The sequence below is a fragment of the Mesorhizobium sp. B2-7-3 genome, from assembly GCF_006440715.1.
GTDB lineage: Bacteria > Pseudomonadota > Alphaproteobacteria > Rhizobiales > Rhizobiaceae > Mesorhizobium > Mesorhizobium australicum.
Genome location: NZ_VFTY01000015.1, coordinates 112,854 through 128,404, shown reverse-complemented (window position 1 = coordinate 128,404; position 15,551 = coordinate 112,854). Strand labels below are relative to the sequence as shown.

Sequence of the window (15,551 nt, the reverse complement as noted above, 5' to 3'; positions counted from 1 at the left end):
AACAGTGCCTTGAACATCAAGGTCGGATCCAAAGGCGGGCGGCCATTGTCGGCGCAGTACAGCGGCGCCGTCAGTTCATGGATGAAGGAGAAGTCGATCGCGCGGTCGATCTTGCGCAACAGATGATCAGCCGGAACAAGCTGATCCAACGTTACCATCTCGAGCGCGGTCTGTTCAGGGGCGGGTCGCTTCAACATGACCCAGTGAATAAAAAACCCCCAGCAAAAGCCAGGGGTTTGTCAGCAGTCTGACGGCGCCGCGAGGCGCCGTTTGATTTCAATCCAATCTGGCAAGCAGCGACTACCGCGCCGCCTTGCGCTTGCGGCCGAGGCCCATCTTCTTGGCAAGCTGCGAGCGGGCCGCCGCGTAATTCGGGGCAACCATCGGATAGCTTGGGTCCAGGTTCCACTTTTCACGATACTGATCGGGCGTCAGATCGTAGTGAGTCATCAGGTGACGCTTGAGCGACTTGAACTTCTTGCCGTCTTCAAGACAGACAATGTAGTCGTCATGAACGGAGCGCTTCGGGTTGACAGCCGGCTTCTGCTTGTCGGCAGGCGCCTGTTCGACGGTTCCGCCCACACGCCCGAGGGCGGCATGGACATCGGATATCAGGTTCGGCAGTTCGCCGACCGGCACCGGATTGTTGCTGACATAGGCAGCCACCACATCGGCGGTGAGCTCGATCAGCGCATCATTGTTTCTGGAAGGTGTTTCGACAATATCCATGGTCTTCAGGCCCCAACAAGAGTTACGTCGGTCTGTGCCCCTTTTTACAGGCAGGGCATTGCACGAATTTGCGCAGATAGAGCTGCTGCGATTCGTGTCACGGGGACATCAATGCGGCCGCAGGTCAAGTAAGTCAATTCGTTGCGTGCATTATATTTATGAATCTTGATCAACTATTCCGCGATCAGCTTCAATCTTTCGTGCATCATGTAATTTTTCGATATTTCGCCCGCCAAACCGGTAAAGCCTGACGTAACGTCAGTTCACCGTTACATTCGCGATAACTCACAAATCAGGTTTCAATGCTCTCGTTTGCTTTGCCGTCGCTTCGGCAAACTTGGTTGTTCGCATCTGTCCTCAAAACCACAGGTTGCCGCTCCTCTCTGTCGGGCAGGCAACCAGGCGACATGCCCGCCGGCCGAACCAGTCGGGGCCAAAATCGATGGTCGTTCAATACGGGATGATATATCTGCCATAGGCCCAGCCGGTCACGAAGGTGCCGTTCTTGGCCGGGTCATGCCAGATTTCGCACCAGCGATAGCGAACCGTCTGCTGCTGTTTCCATGCCGGTTGATTGGCGATATCGAGCAGGTTTATGCCGCCGGTGCATCGTCCGGTCATCTGCAGGACGATCCCGTTCGGGTATGCGACCTGCTTCTGGGATGTTCCCGACGGATATTTGCGCACATTGAGCGTGTCGCCGAACGGCACATTGGCCACTTGCCAAGCCGAAAATACGGTCGCATGAGACTGGCCGGCAAAGACCAGACTTAGCGAAGCGACGGCGAAAGCCGCAGCAATACGAGACCGAATAGTCATCTTCTCTCCTCCCGGCCGTCGCATGGGCCGACACCACCTCTACGCCACGGCTCTTGAACCTGCCCTGATCGGCGTGTTCATTCGTCATTCAAAGATATTTCCAGAGCGAGACGCAATGACCAGGACTTCCCGATTTCCAATCGCCAGCGCCCCTGCCCCCGAGAAAAGGCCCGTCTCGGACACGCATCACGGCATCACGCGAACCGATGAATATGCCTGGCTGCGAGCGGATAACTGGCAAGAAATGTTCAGAGATCCTTCCTTGCTCGATCCAGGTATCCGCGCCGAACTCGAAGCCGAGAATGCCTATCAGTCGACGCTGATGGCCGACACGTCAGATCTGCAAAAACAGCTTTTCAAGGAAATGAAGGGCCGCATCAAGGAAGATGATTCTTCCGTTCCCATGAAGGACGGGCCTTATGCCTACGGCTCTTCCTTCAAGCTCGGCGGGGAGCAGCCGCGCTATTTCCGAACGCCGCGCGGCGGCGGACCCGAGCAGATCCTGCTCGACGGCGACGCCGAGGCCGAGGGCAAGGCCTATTTCCGGCTTGGCGGCGTCGATCATTCGGCCGATCATAGCAAGTTGCTATGGGCGTTCGACGACAAGGGTTCGGAATTCTACACGCTGCGTGTGCGCGACCTTGCCGACGGCAAGGAACTGGCGGACCAGATACAGGCCACCGGCGGTTCGGGGGTCTGGGACGCGGGCAATGACGGGTTCTTCTATACGCGTCTCGACCCAAACCACCGGCCGTCCAAGGTGCTGTTTCACGCACTGGGGCAGGCCCCTGAAACCGACCGGCTGATCTACGAGGAAACCGACCCCGGCTTCTTCATGAACGTCGACGGGACCCGCAACAATCAATGGATCATGATCGGCATCAACGATCACGAGACTTCGGAATATCGCCTCTTAAGCGCCAGCGATCCATTTGCCGAGCCGAAACTGGTTTCGGCGCGCGAGACCGGCCTTCAATATGAACTTGAGGAAGGCGGCGATATCTTCTTCGTCCTGACCAACGCGGACGGTGCCAAGGACTTCAAGATCATGACGGCGCCGGCGAGCGACCCAGTCCGCGCCAACTGGCAGGAACTGGTGCCGCATGAACCCGGCCGGCTGATCCTGTCGGTGATCGGCTTCAAGGACCACATGGTGCGGCTCGAGCGCAAGGAAGGCCTGCCGCGCATCGTCGTGCGGGATCGGGCCAGCGGCGAAGAGCATCTGATTTCCTTCGATGAGGAAGCCTTCTCGCTCGGCCTTTCAGGGTCCCTGGAATACGACACCGAGATGATGCGTTTTTCCTACTCGTCGATGACGACACCGTCGCAGATGTTCGACTACAATATGCGCACTCGTGAGCGTGTGCTGCTCAAGACCCAGGAAGTGCCGTCCGGCCACGATCCGCACCTCTACGTCACGAGGCGGCTGATGGCGCCGGCGGCCGATGGCGAACTGGTGCCGATCTCGCTTCTGCATCACCGCGACACGCCGCTGGATGGCTCCGCGCCATGCCTGCTCTACGGTTACGGCTCCTACGGTATCACCGTGCCGGCCGCCTTCAACACCAACTGGTTCTCGCTGGTGGACCGTGGGTTCGTGTTTGCCATCGCCCACGTGCGCGGCGGCAAGGACAAGGGATATGGCTGGTACGACGACGGCAAGCGGGCGCACAAGATGAACACCTTCACCGATTTCATCGCCTGCGCCCGCCACCTCGTTGCCGAGCGCTATACCGCGCATGCCCGAATCGTCGCGCAAGGCGGCTCGGCCGGCGGTATGCTGATGGGCGCCATCGCCAACATGGCGCCGGATTGCTTCGGCGGCATCGTGGCCGAGGTTCCCTTCGTCGATGTACTCACCACCATGCTCGACTCAACGCTGCCGCTGACCCCGCCGGAATGGCCAGAATGGGGCAATCCGATCGCGTCGGCCGACGATTACCTGACGATCGCCGCCTATTCGCCATACGACAATGTCGCCGCGCTCGACTATCCGCCGATCCTGGCGCTCGCCGGTCTCACCGATCCGCGCGTCACCTATTGGGAGCCGGCCAAATGGGTTGCGCGGCTGCGCGACCGCAAGAGCGGCGACAATCCGGTACTGTTCAGGATCAACATGGATTCCGGCCATGCCGGTGCCTCCGGCCGGTTTTCACGCCTGGAGGAGATCGCCTATACTTATGCCTTCACGCTGAAGGTGACGGACAAGGCATAGCTCTCGGAGGAACGCCGCGATGATCGATCTGGCCACAGCGATAGCTTACATCGCGGTTGTGCTCGGCTTTGTCTTCATTCCTGGTCCGGCCACATTGTTGACGATCGCCCGCGCAACGAGTTCGGGGACGAGAGTCGGAATCGCCACAGGCGGCGGGATCGCGGCCGGCGATGTGTTTCATACCGCCATGGCGATGGTTGGGATCTCGGCGATCATCGCCACATCGGCGACGCTGTTCAGCATCGTAAAGTATATCGGCGCGGCCTACCTCGTTTACCTCGGCATTCGGGCCGTCATCGAGAAAGCGCCAACCGACCCGACCGCCGGCGCGCTTGCAAGCTCCGCCGGCAAGGCGTTTCGACAGGCTGTCCTGACCGAGGTGCTCAACCCCAAGACCGCGCTTTTCTTCCTGGCGTTCCTGCCTCAGTTCGTGCGACCCGAAAACGGATCAGTGATGGTTCAATTGGCCGTATTGGGGATCATCTTCGTCATGCTGGGGCTTTTCAGCACGGTCGTGTTTGCCGTGAGCGCAGGGCGGCTCGGCAGTTTCCTGCGCCGAAATCCGACAGTGCTGAAATGGCAAGGCAAGGTTGTCGGCGGCATCTACTGCGCCCTGGGTGTCCGCCTCGCCTTGCAAGAGCGCTGAGGCCAGGCGACCCACGTCCGCTGGCAGGCCTGATGATCATCACTTTTTGAATTCCGCGCGGCTCATTTCCGCTCGCAATTGCGACGGTCGCGCGCTACCCAAGGCACGATTTTCCCGGGCACGAAGTCCGCACTTGCACAAGGGTCCATTATGCTGCTCGTCGACGTCTATCTCGACAAATCGCCGATCCAGGGCATCGGTGTGTTTGCCAAGAACCATATTGCCAAGGGCACGCTGGTCTGGAAGCTCGACCCCCGGTTCGATCGGATCATCGACGTCGAGACCTATGAGAGCGAAACCGGGCCGGTGAAGAACTACCTCGACCGCTATTCCTACCCCGACCGTCGCGATCCCGCCTATATCGTCTTCGAAGCCGACGATGCCCGCTACATGAACCATGACGACGAGCCGAATTGCGATGTCTCGTCGCCCGAGGAGACCTACGCCTTGCGCGACATCGCGCCTGGCGAGGAGATGACCTGCAACTACAACCTTTTCTTCGAAACGGGCTTCGATTTCCTCGGCGATCGCCACCTGCAGTCCGAGGATTAGTTCGTACTTTTCTTGCGCGCCGGATAGCCGTTGGGATGCGGCGGCACCGCCTTCAGATAGGCAGCAATCGCCGCACGGTCGTCCGCCGTCAGCTCGGCCATGTTGCGCTGCACGTCGACCATGGCGCCGCCGACGGAATCGAAGTCCGGCGTGAATCCGGTTTCGAGGTAGTTTGCGATGTCGGACGCGGACCAGCTGCCGATACCTCCCTCGCCCGAAGTGATGTTCGGCACGACGCCCGAGCCCTCGGCGGCCACCGCACCGGCCAGCCATTCGCTTTTCCTGGTGCCTCCAGCGAGGTCGCGCGGCGTGTGGCATTCGCCGCAATGGCCCGGTCCTTCGACCAGGTAGCGGCCTGCCATCACAGGGTCTGGCGCGCCATCAGGCAGGGGCACGACAGGCTTGTCACTGAGATAGAGCCGCTTCCACAGGCCAATGCCGCGCCGGATGCTGAACGGGAACGCCAGCGAATTGCCGGGCGCCTTGCCGGCGACGGCGGGAAGCGTCTTCAAGAAAGCGTAAAGGTCGGCGACATCTGACGGTTTCATGCGCGCGTAGGAGGCATAGGGGAATGCCGGATAGAAATGCTCGCCCGAAGGCGACACACCTTTCAGCATGGCGTTAGCGAGATCCCCGACCGACCATGCGCCGATGCCGTCCTTGGGATCTTGCGAAATATTGGGCGGAACAAAGATGCCGAATGGCGTCTTGAGTTCGAGCCCGCCTATGAGCTGAAGCCGTGCATCGCCCTGCGACCCGGGCTTGGCATGGCAGGAGGTGCAGCCGCCGGCATAGAAGATGCGCTTGCCCCGGGCAACATCGCCTGGGCCGAGTTGCGCCAGGGTCGCCGCATCAAGCGTGACCGGTGCCGACAGCAGCCACCCCGCCGACGCGCCGGCGACGCCCAGGACGAGGGCCGCGCCGACGAGCTTCTTCAGCCATGCCATGGCTGGCGATCAGCCCTTTTTGACCCTGTAGCCCTGGTGGCAGGTACCACAGTCCGAGCCGATGGTGCCGATCTGCGTCTTCAGCGCATCGACGTCGGCCGGAGCCGCCGCGACCGCAGCCTTGACATCGGCGAGATACTTGTCCTCGGTCGCCTTGAAGCCGGCCATGTCTTCCCAGATTTTTGGCGCCGCCGTGGTGTCGCCGGTGTCGGTGCCCTTCGGGAACAAGGCCTCTACGTCGAACTTCTCGGCATTTGCCTGCAGTGCCTGCAACTGCGTCAGCACCGCGGCGGCATCAAAGGGCTCCTGGCCCTTGACCACTTTCGACAGGCCGCCGACGATCTTTGCGCGTTCCTTCATCAGAGCCTGCCGATCGAGGATCGGATCGGCAAAGGCCGCCGATGCGGCGAGTGCGAGCATGGAGATGGCGATGACAAGCTTTCTCATTCATTTGGCTCCGTGGTGAAGGCATTTCAGGACAGGACGTTAACGGATGCGGGAGGTGGAATATTCCCATTCTCCCGCATGAAATTGCATGACCCTAGCCGTGGGGTTCGAGACGAAAAGAAAAGGCCCGGGGGTGCCGGGCCTTTCGGAAGATTGATCAGGCATTCGCCTTTTCGTAGAGTTCAAGCACGTGATCCCAGTTGATCAGGCTATCTACGAAGGCCTCGAGGTATTTCGGCCGGGCGTTGCGATAATCGATGTAGTAGGAGTGCTCCCAGACGTCGACGCCGAGGATCGGCGATGCGCCATGAACCAGCGGGTTCTCGCCGTTCGGCGTCTTCGATATCGCCAGCTTGCCGTCCTTGACCGAAACCCAGGCCCAGCCCGAACCGAACTGCGTTGTGCCGGCGGCAATGAAATCAGCCTTGAACTTGTCGTAACCGCCGAGATCGCTGTCGAAAGCCTTCTGCAGCGCGCCAGGGAGCTTGTTGCCGCCGCCGCTCTTCTTCATCCATTTCCAGAAATGGATGTGATTGTAGTGCTGGGCAGCATTGTTGAAGAGACCGGCATTCTTGCCGAACGATTGCTTCACCACCTCTTCGACCGAAAGATCGCCAAGGCCGGCTTCGGCGGCGAGCTTGTTGCCGTTGTCGACATAGGCCTTGTGATGCTTGTCGTGGTGATACTCCAGCGTCTCTTTGGACATATAGGGCTGCAGGGCCTCATAGTCGTAGGGCAGAGCGGGCAATTCGAAAGCCATGGGTAGTACTCCCTCGTGGAAAATCCGGTGTGGATACCGGAGTAAGATAGGTCGGGATTGAGCTGGAGCAACTCCGGAAGTGAAGCGCCGGTCCCTTTCTAAGCGGGTTCCCGGGAACTGTCACATGCTTTTCCTGTGACCAGCCGCGCGGCGACAAAAAGGCCGGCTATCTCAGCCAGCCGAGGTCGAATGCGCCCACTCCCAATAGAGTTCACGTGCCTTCTTGGCCACCGGGCCGGGTTGCAGATCACGGCCCTCCATGCGGGTGACCGGCACCACCTTGGAGTGGTTGCCGGTCGAGAAGATTTCGTCCGCTTCGAGGAAATCCCGCACCGACAGCGTCTTTTCAGTCGTCGTGAACCCATAGTCACCAAGCAGCGTCATCGTGCGCGCGCGGGTAATGCCGGACAGGAAGGTTCCGTTCGGCGCCGGCGTCAGCACATGGCCGTCCTTGACCAGGAAGATGTTCGAGCTTCCGGTCTCCGCGACATTGCCCAGCATGTCGAGCACAAGCGCGTTGTCGAAGCCGCGCGCCTTGGCCTCGAGGATGGCGCGGCCGTTGTTGGGATAGAGGCAGCCGGCCTTGGCGTTGGTCGGCATGGTTTCGATAGTCGGGCGCCGGAATGGCGACACGGTCACCGAAAAGCCGGTCGGTGAGATCATCGGCGATTCATAGAGGCAGAGGCAGAAACGGGTCGAGGCGGGATCGGCCGGCACGCCCATGTAGCCGCCATGCTCGGCCCAGTACATCGGCCTGATGTAGACCGCCGTCTTGCCGTCGAATTTCTTCAATCCGTCCCAGGTCAGCCCGACGATCTGCTCGGGCGTCATGTTCGGCGCCAGCCCAAGCGCGATCGCCGAGGCATTGACGCGTGCGGCATGAAGTTCGAGATCGGGCGCCACGCCTTCGAACCACCGCGCGCCGTCGAACACGCTGGTGCCGAGCCACATGGCATGGCTGCGCGGCCCCAGAATGGCGACATTGCCTTCGTACCAATCGCCATCGACGAAAGTCCATGTCGCGGATTGCGCCGCCGCCGCCAGTGTCATCGCGTTTTCCCGTTCCGGTCAATCTTGTGACAACATTGGATGACGCTTTGACCGCCGCCGTCAACCAGCATCGGGGAGTTTTGTTGAGGCCAGCGACGGGTGCGCTGCAATCAAGGCTTGCACCTTGTCCCGCCTCGCCTCAAAACTGTTGCCATGCAATACGCCGCCTACGTGTTCGACGCCTATGGCACGCTGTTCGACGTGCACGCCGCCGTGCGCCGCCATGCGGACGCGATCGGCCCGGACGGCCAACTCCTGTCCGAAATCTGGCGCGCCAAACAGCTCGAGTATTCCTGGGTTCGCACGCTGATGGGCGCCTATGCCGATTTCTGGCAGCTGACCGAACAGGCGTTGGACTTCGCCTTGCGCAAGGTCCCTTCGGCCGATCCGAGCCTCAAGGCGAAACTTCTAGAAGCCTACTGGCGGCTGGACTGTTATCCCGAAGTGCCGGCCGTGCTGAAAGCGCTCAAGGCTTCGGGCGCCAGGCTGGCGATCCTCTCCAACGGTTCGCCCGAAATGCTGCAGGCAGCGGTCAAGTCGGCGGCACTCGACCAGGTCCTGGACGACATCTATTCGGTCGACGCGGTGCGTCGCTTCAAGACCGATCCTGTTGTCTACGACATGGTCGCCACCGGATGGCGCCTCTATCCCGGCGCGGTCTCCTTCCAGTCCTCCAATCGCTGGGACATTGCGGGCGCCACCAAATTCGGCTTCCGCACGGTCTGGATCAACCGCTCCAACCAGCCGGAGGAATACCAGGACTTGCCACCGGCCCTGATCCTGCCATCGTTGGAGGCACTCGTATCCGGCGCCTAACTGACCTGTGGCCCCAGCGCCACAGTGGCGGCGCAGTCACAGCTTCGCCTTTGTTTGTCCACGTTCGAGCCAGAATCGGAACCGCCTATCGCCTCAGGTGTTGTCAGGCACCCGCAGCGAACGTCGCGTGTTGACGCTTTGTTGCGATTTGAGTCTTAAAGAAGGCAGCCATGTCCATAACCGAAATCGAATCCTATCGCCTGAGCCGTCGCGGCTTCCTCAACGCCGCAGCCCTGGGCGCCGCCTCGATCGCGGTTTCCGCATGCGCCACCACCGGACCGGGACCAGTCGAGCCGCCGCCGCCACCAACGTATGTCGAGCCTCCGCTCGCCGACTATGCGTCGATGTACGCTGCGGTCAACGATGGCGGTTTCGATCTGCCGGCCATCCCCGTCGACAGGATCGATCCGCAGTTCCTGCGCCAGATCGTACCCGACCCGACCGGGCAGAAGCCGGGGACCATCGTCGTCGATACGACAGGCCATTTCCTCTATCTGGTTCGCCCTGGCGGCCAGGCCATTCGCTATGGTGTCGGCCTTGGCCGCGCCGGCTTCGAATGGTCGGGCGACGCCGTCGTCCAGTGGAAGCAGAAATGGCCGAAGTGGACGCCGCCGGATGAGATGATCGCCCGCCAGCCGGAATTGAAGCAGTACAGCGCCGACAATGGCGGCATGCCCGGCGGCCTAAAGAACCCGCTCGGCGCACGTGCGCTCTATCTCTTCCAGGGCAATGTGGACACGCTCTATCGCCTGCACGGCTCGCCGGAATGGCGCTCGATCGGCAAATCGGTGTCGTCGGGCTGCGTGCGCCTGATGAACCAGGACATTATCGACCTTTATGACCGCGTGCCCTCGAAGACGCCGGTCATCGTGACCAGCGACGCTCGCCAGCCGATGGTGGCGACGGCCAACCACAAGGCGATCCCGATCGATGCCGGCGTGCCGGATGGATCCGTGCTGCTCGGCCCAGTCAAAGCGGTCACGAACGCGATCTTCTGAGTTTCAGGGGCTTCTGAGTTTCAGGGGGCAGTGGCGTTGCGGCTGCCCCGATCCTACCGTCCCCGCGACAAACTACCCAGAATCCCGCGCACAATGGCACGTCCAACCGACGAGCCGACCGAGCGCACCACCGACTTGATCGCGGCCTCGGCCACCGTCTGGCGATTGGAGGGGCGCGGCGCAGGCGCGCGCCGGCCACCGGACTGCGGCGCGGGATCGTCATTGCCGAAGCCTGGAATGGTCCAGCGCGAGCCGCCGGTGCCGGCCTGCTGCGCCTGCGCCTCGGCGTCCTGCGCCTGCTTTGCCTTCTTCTGCAGCATTTCGAAGGCCGATTCGCGATCGACAACCTGGTCATACTGGCCGGTGACCGGGCTTTCCCCGATCAGCTTCTGCCGCTCGGCAGGGGTGATGGGTCCAAGCCGCGATGACGGCGGACGGATCAACGTGCGCTGGACCATGGACGGAATGCCCTTGGCCTCCAGGGTAGAGACCAGGGCCTCGCCGGTGGCGAGCTGGGTGATGGCGGTGGCGCAGTCGAAATCCGGATTGGGCCGGAAGGTTTCGGCCGCCGTCCTCACCGCCTGCTGCTCGCGCGGCGTGTAGGCGCGCAGCGCGTGCTGCACGCGGTTGCCGAGCTGGGCCAGGACCTTTTCGGGGATATCCAAGGGGTTTTGCGTGACGAAATAGACGCCGACGCCTTTCGAGCGGATCAGGCGGACCACCTGCTCGACCCGGTCGATCAGCACCTTCGGCGCCTCGTCGAACAAGAGGTGCGCCTCGTCGAAGAAGAACACCAGCTTCGGCTTGTCGGGGTCGCCAACCTCCGGCAGTTCCTCGAACAGCTCCGACATCAGCCAGAGCAGGAACGTCGCGTAGAGGCGCGGATTCATCATCAGCTTGTCGGCGGCCAGCACGCTGATGGCGCCGCGACCATCGCGGGTGGTGCGCATGATGTCGGCAATGCGCAAAGCCGGCTCGCCGAAGAAGTTCGCCGCGCCCTGCTGCTCAAGTACCAGCAGCGTGCGCTGAATCGCCCCCACCGACGGCTTGGTGACGTTGCCATAACGGGCGCTGATTTCCTCGGCGCGCTCCGCGATGTTGGCGAGCAGCGCCTGCAGGTCCTTGAGGTCGAGGAGAAGAAGGCCCTCTTCATCGGCAATGCGGAAGGCAATGTTCATGATGCCTTCCTGCGCGTCGGTCAGGTTCATCAGCCGCGACAGGAGCAGCGGGCCCATTTCCGAAATGGTGGCGCGGATGGGGTGGCCCTGCTCGCCGAACAGATCCCAGAAAATGACGGGAAATTCCTGGAAGTCGTAAGGGTCGAGCTTGACCTGTTCTGCCCGCTTGGCCAGGAAATCCTGGGCGGTGCCCATCATGGCGATGCCGGAAAGGTCGCCCTTGATGTCGGCGCAGAAGACCGGCACGCCGGCGTTGGAAAATCCCTCCGCCAGGATTTGCAAGGTGACGGTCTTGCCGGTACCGGTGGCGCCGGTCACCAGGCCGTGGCGATTTCCGTATTGCAGCAGCAGGTTTTCGGCGCGCTGATAGCTGTCGTCGGGCTTGCGGCTGGCGCCGATAAAAATACTGGTGTCGTCAGCCATAGCTCGGGTCTCCGCAAAACTGATGTGTCTAAAGCCAGCCTTTGCCCGATGGTATAGTGAGGCTGCCGCACAGCGACAATGACAATTGTCCAAGGCAGGACCAATCGTTCAATCAGGGCTATCGTCCAAATCGGACCAATCGCCAAAATCGGATTTTGGAACTTGCGGATTTCGACGGTGTTTGGCAATCGTCCATGGTCCGTCCACGCAAGCGACCTATATCAGGTGGATCGAATATCAGGTGGTCGAATTCAAGCCCTGGGCGTGCATTGCGATAACTGACCGGGGACCGTAGATTAGGCTGCCCGGGCTGGTGCGGCCACATAGAACGAGGACGATGAATGGGCGCCGGAGCCTTGACCAGGGATGTTGAGCCAACGAATGCGGAGCGTCAGCGATGGCTGACCCTGGCGGAAAAAGCGTTGGCTGGCGCCTCCTTCGAGAAAAAGCTGGTCTCGCATACCGACGACAACATCCGCGTCGAGCCGCTCTATGAACGCGCGACCGGAACGGAACCGATCGTGCGCGCCAATCCTCAATCGCCGTGGATCGTCAGCCAGCGCGTCGACGACCCCGATGTCGAACGCGCCAAGAGGCAGGCCCTGGAAGATGTCGCCCAGGGCGCGACGGGGTTGTCGCTCGTCTTCGAGGGCGCCCCGAACGCGTTTGGCTACGGCCTGCCGAGGACGGCGCAGGCGCTCGAGACGGTGCTGGAGGGCGTGCCCCTCAACCGGGTCCAGATCCGTATCGACACCCACCCCTGGAGCCGCCCCATGGCCGACTGGCTGGTGGCGTTCCTGAGCAAGCGCCGCTCCGATCCGGCAAAGCTCAACCTTTCCTTCGGCATCGATCCGGCTGCTATCCTCGCCGGCACCGGCCGGCTGCGCATGTCGATCGAGGCGCTGCAGGAATCCATGCCGCAATCGCTGGCGCATTTCTTCTCGATGGGCGTTCCGGGTGTGCTTCTGGAGGCAGACGGTCGCGTCTTCCACAATGCCGGCGCCACGGAAGCGCAGGAACTCGGCATCATGCTGGCCTCGGCGGTCTCGTATCTGCGAATGTTCGAAAAGGCGCGGCAGCCGCTCGTCTATGCCGCGCCTCATATCGGTTTCGCGCTCAGCGTCGACCAGGACCAGTTCCTGTCGATGGCCAAGGTGCGAGCCCTGCGCAGGCTGTGGGCACGGGTGCAGGAGGCCTGCTCGATCCCCAATTCCACGGCCAACATCCATGCCGAGACATCATTTCGCATGATGACGGCATTGGATCCCGAAACCAACATCCTGCGCACGACGATCGGCTGCTTCGCCGCGGCGGCGGGAGGCGCCGATTCGATCTCAATCCTGCCGCATACGATCGCGCACGGCCTGCCGGCCGCCTTTGCCCGCCGCGTCGCGCGCAACGCGCAGCTGATCATGGCCAATGAAAGCCATGTCGATCATGTCGCCGATCCCGCCCATGGCTCCGGCGCCGTCGAAGCGCTGACCTCAGACCTTTGCGAAGCCGCGTGGGCGGAATTACAGGCCATCGAGGCTGAGGGTGGCGTGCTGTCCAGCCTTCGGGACGGACATATCCAGCAGCGCGTCCGCAACGCCGCCGCCCATCGCGCCATAGCCTTCAAGTCAGACGAGCGGGCCATTGTCGGCGCCACGCTTTATCCGTTGAAAAGCGAGCGCCCGGTCGAGACGCTGGACGCAGAGAAGCGACCTGCCTTCACCGAGGGCGTCGTCCTGTGCGAAGCGTTGTCTCCGGTCCGCATCGATCAATCCATCGGGGCCGCTTCTTGATTCCGGATTTCAGTCAGATCGGCTGGGTGCCGCCGCGCCGCGCGCCTGTCGAGGTCAAGGGACAGCGAACAACGCCGGAAGGCCTTGTCGTCAAGCAGCTGTACAGTCAGGCCGACCTCAAGGGATTGTCGCATCTCGACACCTATCCGGGCCTGCCGCCCTTCGTGCGCGGCCCCTACCCGACCATGTATGTCCAGCAACCCTGGACCATCCGGCAATATGCCGGTTTTTCGACCGCCGAAGAATCCAACGCCTTCTACCGGCGCAACCTTGCCGCCGGCCAGAAAGGCCTTTCGGTTGCCTTCGATCTCGCCACGCACCGCGGCTATGATTCGGACCATCCGCGCGTCGCCGGCGATGTCGGCATGGCGGGTGTGGCTATCGATTCCATCCTCGACATGCGGCAATTGTTCGACGGCATTCCGCTCGGCGAGATGACCGTGTCGATGACGATGAACGGCGCGGTGCTGCCGATCATGGCGCTCTACATCGTGGCGGCGGAAGAGCAAGGCGTCGCGCAGAAGGATTTGGCCGGAACCATTCAGAACGACATTCTGAAGGAGTTCATGGTCCGCAACACCTATATCTATCCGCCGAAGCCCTCGATGCGGATCGTCTCGGACATCTTCTCCTACACCTCGAAGAACATGCCGAAGTTCAACTCGATATCGATCTCCGGCTATCACATGCAGGAGGCCGGCGCGACCGCCGACCTGGAGCTCGCCTATACGATCGCCGACGGGATTGAATATGCCCGCGCCGGCGTCGCGGCGGGGCTCGACATCGACCGTTTCGCGCCGCGCCTGTCGTTCTTCTGGGCGATCGGCATGAATTTCTTCATGGAAGTTGCCAAGCTCAGGGCCGCACGCCTGTTGTGGGCGACGCTGATGAAAAAGAACTTCGCGCCAAAGGACGAGCGGTCGCTGTCCCTGCGCACCCATTGCCAGACCTCCGGCTGGTCGCTGACGGCACAGGATCCCTACAACAACATCATCCGCACCATGATCGAGGCGATGGCCGCGAGCCAGGGGCATACCCAGTCGCTGCACACCAACTCCTTCGACGAAGCAATGGCGCTGCCGACCGACCATTCGGCGCGCATCGCCCGCAACACGCAACTCGTCCTGCAGAAGGAATCCGGCACCACGCGCATCATCGATCCGTGGGGCGGTTCGGCCTATCTCGAACGGCTGACGCATGATCTGGCGGCGCGTGCGCTCGCCCATATCGAGGAGGTCGAGGCTCTCGGCGGCATGGCGGCGGCGATCGAAAAGGGCATACCCAAGCTGCGCATCGAGGAAGCCGCCGCCCGCACGCAGGCGCGCATCGATTCCGGCGAGCAGATGCTGGTCGGCGTCAATGCGCATCGCCCCGGGACCGATATTGAGGTCGACGTGCTGAAGATAGACAATGCCGAGGTCAGGGCCCGGCAACTCTCGAAGCTGCAACGGCTGAAGGGCACGCGCGACGTCGCTGCCGTCGAAAGCGCGCTCGATGCGCTGACCCGTGCCGCACAGAGCGAGGACAACCTCCTGGAGTTCGCCATCCGCGCCGCGCGCGCCAATGCCACTGTCGGCGAAATCTCGTTCGCCCTGGAAAGAGCTTATGGCCGCCATGTGGCCACGGTGCAGACCATTTCCGGTGTCTACCGCAAGGCGCTTGGCGACAGTCCGGTGATCGACCGCCTGCAGGACAAGCTCGGTGCCTTCGAAAAGAAAAACGGCGGCAAGCCGCGCATCCTCGTGGCCAAGATGGGACAGGACGGCCACGACCGCGGGCAAAAGGTGATCGCCACGGCCTTCGCCGATCTCGGCTTCGACGTTACCGTCGGCGCCATGTTCCAAACGCCGGAAGAGATCGCGAAACTGGCTGTCCAGAATGACGTCCACATCATCGGCGCCTCATCGCTGGCAGCGGGTCACCTGACGCTGATCCCAGAATTGCGCGACACGCTGAAGAAGCTCGGCCGCGGCGACATGCTGATCGTGGCCGGTGGCGTCATCCCGCCGCAGGACTATGATGCGGTGCTGCAAGCCGGCGCGGCGGAAATCTTCCCGCCGGGCACGGTCATTCCGGAAGCGGCGGAGCGGCTGCTGGATCGGCTGCTATCCTCGTGACGAATCTGTTATAATATCTGTTGCAACACCCGGCGCACCGCGTTATAATTAGCGTTGCAACAGGATGTTT

General features: G+C 61.9%; 14 protein-coding genes and 1 pseudogene. 7 read left to right on the top strand and 8 right to left on the bottom strand.

The genetic code is table 11. From position 1 onward, the window contains the following. From FJW04_RS27330 to FJW04_RS27320, 3 genes and pseudogenes are all read right to left on the bottom strand, one after another. Window positions 1-197 (bottom strand): annotated as a pseudogene (locus FJW04_RS27330) (IS5/IS1182 family transposase); the annotation flags it as partial. Window positions 198-300: 103 nt separating this feature from the next. Beyond that, window positions 301-729 carry a MucR family transcriptional regulator gene (locus tag FJW04_RS27325; RefSeq protein WP_015318648.1) on the bottom strand — a complete coding sequence of 143 codons (429 nt, stop codon included), beginning with the start codon at window positions 727-729 and terminating at the stop codon, window positions 301-303. A 450-nt stretch (window positions 730-1,179) separates the two neighbouring features. Then, window positions 1,180-1,548: an SH3 domain-containing protein gene (locus FJW04_RS27320; protein WP_140717854.1), complete on the bottom strand. Its 369-nt coding sequence runs from the start codon at window positions 1,546-1,548 to the stop codon at window positions 1,180-1,182. A 115-nt stretch (window positions 1,549-1,663) separates the two neighbouring features. Here FJW04_RS27320 and FJW04_RS27315 point away from each other — a divergent pair, with 115 nt between their 5' ends. The 3 genes from FJW04_RS27315 to FJW04_RS27305 all read left to right on the top strand — a co-directional run bounded on the left by FJW04_RS27315 (window position 1,664) and on the right by FJW04_RS27305 (window position 4,961). Beyond that, complete coding sequence (locus FJW04_RS27315) at window positions 1,664-3,763, top strand: S9 family peptidase (RefSeq protein ID WP_140717852.1); 2,100 nt, start codon at window positions 1,664-1,666, stop codon at window positions 3,761-3,763. A 19-nt stretch (window positions 3,764-3,782) separates the two neighbouring features. Next, window positions 3,783-4,409: a LysE family translocator gene (locus tag FJW04_RS27310; protein ID WP_140717850.1), complete on the top strand. Its 627-nt coding sequence runs from the start codon at window positions 3,783-3,785 to the stop codon at window positions 4,407-4,409. A 150-nt stretch (window positions 4,410-4,559) separates the two neighbouring features. Continuing rightward, a complete protein-coding gene (locus FJW04_RS27305; RefSeq protein ID WP_015318651.1) occupies window positions 4,560-4,961 on the top strand; it encodes an SET domain-containing protein-lysine N-methyltransferase in 402 nt (133 codons plus the stop codon). Here FJW04_RS27305 and FJW04_RS27300 read toward each other — a convergent pair. From FJW04_RS27300 to FJW04_RS27285, 4 genes are all read right to left on the bottom strand, one after another. After that, the gene (locus tag FJW04_RS27300; RefSeq protein ID WP_140717848.1) at window positions 4,958-5,908 is read right to left on the bottom strand and encodes a cytochrome c; all 951 of its coding nucleotides are present in this window, start codon (window positions 5,906-5,908) and stop codon (window positions 4,958-4,960) included. The genes FJW04_RS27305 and FJW04_RS27300 overlap by 4 nt on opposite strands. Window positions 5,909-5,917: 9 nt before the next feature. Then, entirely contained in the window at window positions 5,918-6,355 is a 438-nt protein-coding gene (locus tag FJW04_RS27295; protein ID WP_140717847.1) for a cytochrome c, read from the bottom strand. 157 nt (window positions 6,356-6,512) lie between these two features. Then, complete coding sequence (locus tag FJW04_RS27290) at window positions 6,513-7,115, bottom strand: superoxide dismutase (RefSeq protein WP_140618585.1); 603 nt, start codon at window positions 7,113-7,115, stop codon at window positions 6,513-6,515. A 171-nt stretch (window positions 7,116-7,286) separates the two neighbouring features. Continuing rightward, complete coding sequence (locus FJW04_RS27285) at window positions 7,287-8,165, bottom strand: branched-chain amino acid aminotransferase (protein ID WP_015318655.1); 879 nt, start codon at window positions 8,163-8,165, stop codon at window positions 7,287-7,289. Window positions 8,166-8,318: 153 nt separating this feature from the next. Here FJW04_RS27285 and FJW04_RS27280 point away from each other — a divergent pair, with 153 nt between their 5' ends. Both FJW04_RS27280 and FJW04_RS27275 read left to right on the top strand, forming a co-directional pair. Beyond that, window positions 8,319-8,981 (top strand): haloacid dehalogenase type II, encoded by a 663-nt coding sequence (locus FJW04_RS27280; RefSeq protein ID WP_140618589.1) that lies wholly within the window; start codon window positions 8,319-8,321, stop codon window positions 8,979-8,981. A 170-nt stretch (window positions 8,982-9,151) separates the two neighbouring features. Then, entirely contained in the window at window positions 9,152-9,979 is an 828-nt protein-coding gene (locus tag FJW04_RS27275; protein ID WP_015318657.1) for a L,D-transpeptidase, read from the top strand. Between the two features lie 53 nt (window positions 9,980-10,032). Here FJW04_RS27275 and FJW04_RS27270 read toward each other — a convergent pair whose 3' ends face one another. After that, complete coding sequence (locus FJW04_RS27270; protein WP_140717845.1) at window positions 10,033-11,580, bottom strand: helicase HerA-like C-terminal domain-containing protein; 1,548 nt, start codon at window positions 11,578-11,580, stop codon at window positions 10,033-10,035. A 341-nt stretch (window positions 11,581-11,921) separates the two neighbouring features. On the opposite strand from FJW04_RS27270, the gene FJW04_RS27265 reads away from it, so the two are divergent. Further along, complete coding sequence (locus FJW04_RS27265) at window positions 11,922-13,364, top strand: methylmalonyl-CoA mutase subunit beta (protein ID WP_140717843.1); 1,443 nt, start codon at window positions 11,922-11,924, stop codon at window positions 13,362-13,364. Further along, window positions 13,361-15,481, top strand: coding sequence for a methylmalonyl-CoA mutase (gene scpA, locus FJW04_RS27260; RefSeq protein WP_140717841.1), 2,121 nt, complete (start codon window positions 13,361-13,363; stop codon window positions 15,479-15,481). Before FJW04_RS27265 ends, scpA begins: the two co-directional genes overlap by 4 nt. The last annotated feature ends 70 nt before the right edge of the window (window positions 15,482-15,551 follow it).

What these genes read in the sequence shown, in the direction of transcription:
- FJW04_RS27325 (WP_015318648.1), bottom strand. Translation starts at nt 729, where the DNA reads ATGGATATTGTCGAAACACCTTCCAGAAACAATGATGCGCTGATCGAG.
- FJW04_RS27320 (WP_140717854.1), bottom strand. Translation starts at nt 1,548, where the DNA reads ATGACTATTCGGTCTCGTATTGCTGCGGCTTTCGCCGTCGCTTCGCTA.
- FJW04_RS27315 (WP_140717852.1), top strand. Translation starts at nt 1,664, where the DNA reads ATGACCAGGACTTCCCGATTTCCAATCGCCAGCGCCCCTGCCCCCGAG.
- FJW04_RS27310 (WP_140717850.1), top strand. Translation starts at nt 3,783, where the DNA reads ATGATCGATCTGGCCACAGCGATAGCTTACATCGCGGTTGTGCTCGGC.
- FJW04_RS27305 (WP_015318651.1), top strand. Translation starts at nt 4,560, where the DNA reads ATGCTGCTCGTCGACGTCTATCTCGACAAATCGCCGATCCAGGGCATC.
- FJW04_RS27300 (WP_140717848.1), bottom strand. Translation starts at nt 5,908, where the DNA reads ATGGCATGGCTGAAGAAGCTCGTCGGCGCGGCCCTCGTCCTGGGCGTC.
- FJW04_RS27295 (WP_140717847.1), bottom strand. Translation starts at nt 6,355, where the DNA reads ATGAGAAAGCTTGTCATCGCCATCTCCATGCTCGCACTCGCCGCATCG.
- FJW04_RS27290 (WP_140618585.1), bottom strand. Translation starts at nt 7,115, where the DNA reads ATGGCTTTCGAATTGCCCGCTCTGCCCTACGACTATGAGGCCCTGCAG.
- FJW04_RS27285 (WP_015318655.1), bottom strand. Translation starts at nt 8,165, where the DNA reads ATGACACTGGCGGCGGCGGCGCAATCCGCGACATGGACTTTCGTCGAT.
- FJW04_RS27280 (WP_140618589.1), top strand. Translation starts at nt 8,319, where the DNA reads ATGCAATACGCCGCCTACGTGTTCGACGCCTATGGCACGCTGTTCGAC.
- FJW04_RS27275 (WP_015318657.1), top strand. Translation starts at nt 9,152, where the DNA reads ATGTCCATAACCGAAATCGAATCCTATCGCCTGAGCCGTCGCGGCTTC.
- FJW04_RS27270 (WP_140717845.1), bottom strand. Translation starts at nt 11,580, where the DNA reads ATGGCTGACGACACCAGTATTTTTATCGGCGCCAGCCGCAAGCCCGAC.
- FJW04_RS27265 (WP_140717843.1), top strand. Translation starts at nt 11,922, where the DNA reads ATGGGCGCCGGAGCCTTGACCAGGGATGTTGAGCCAACGAATGCGGAG.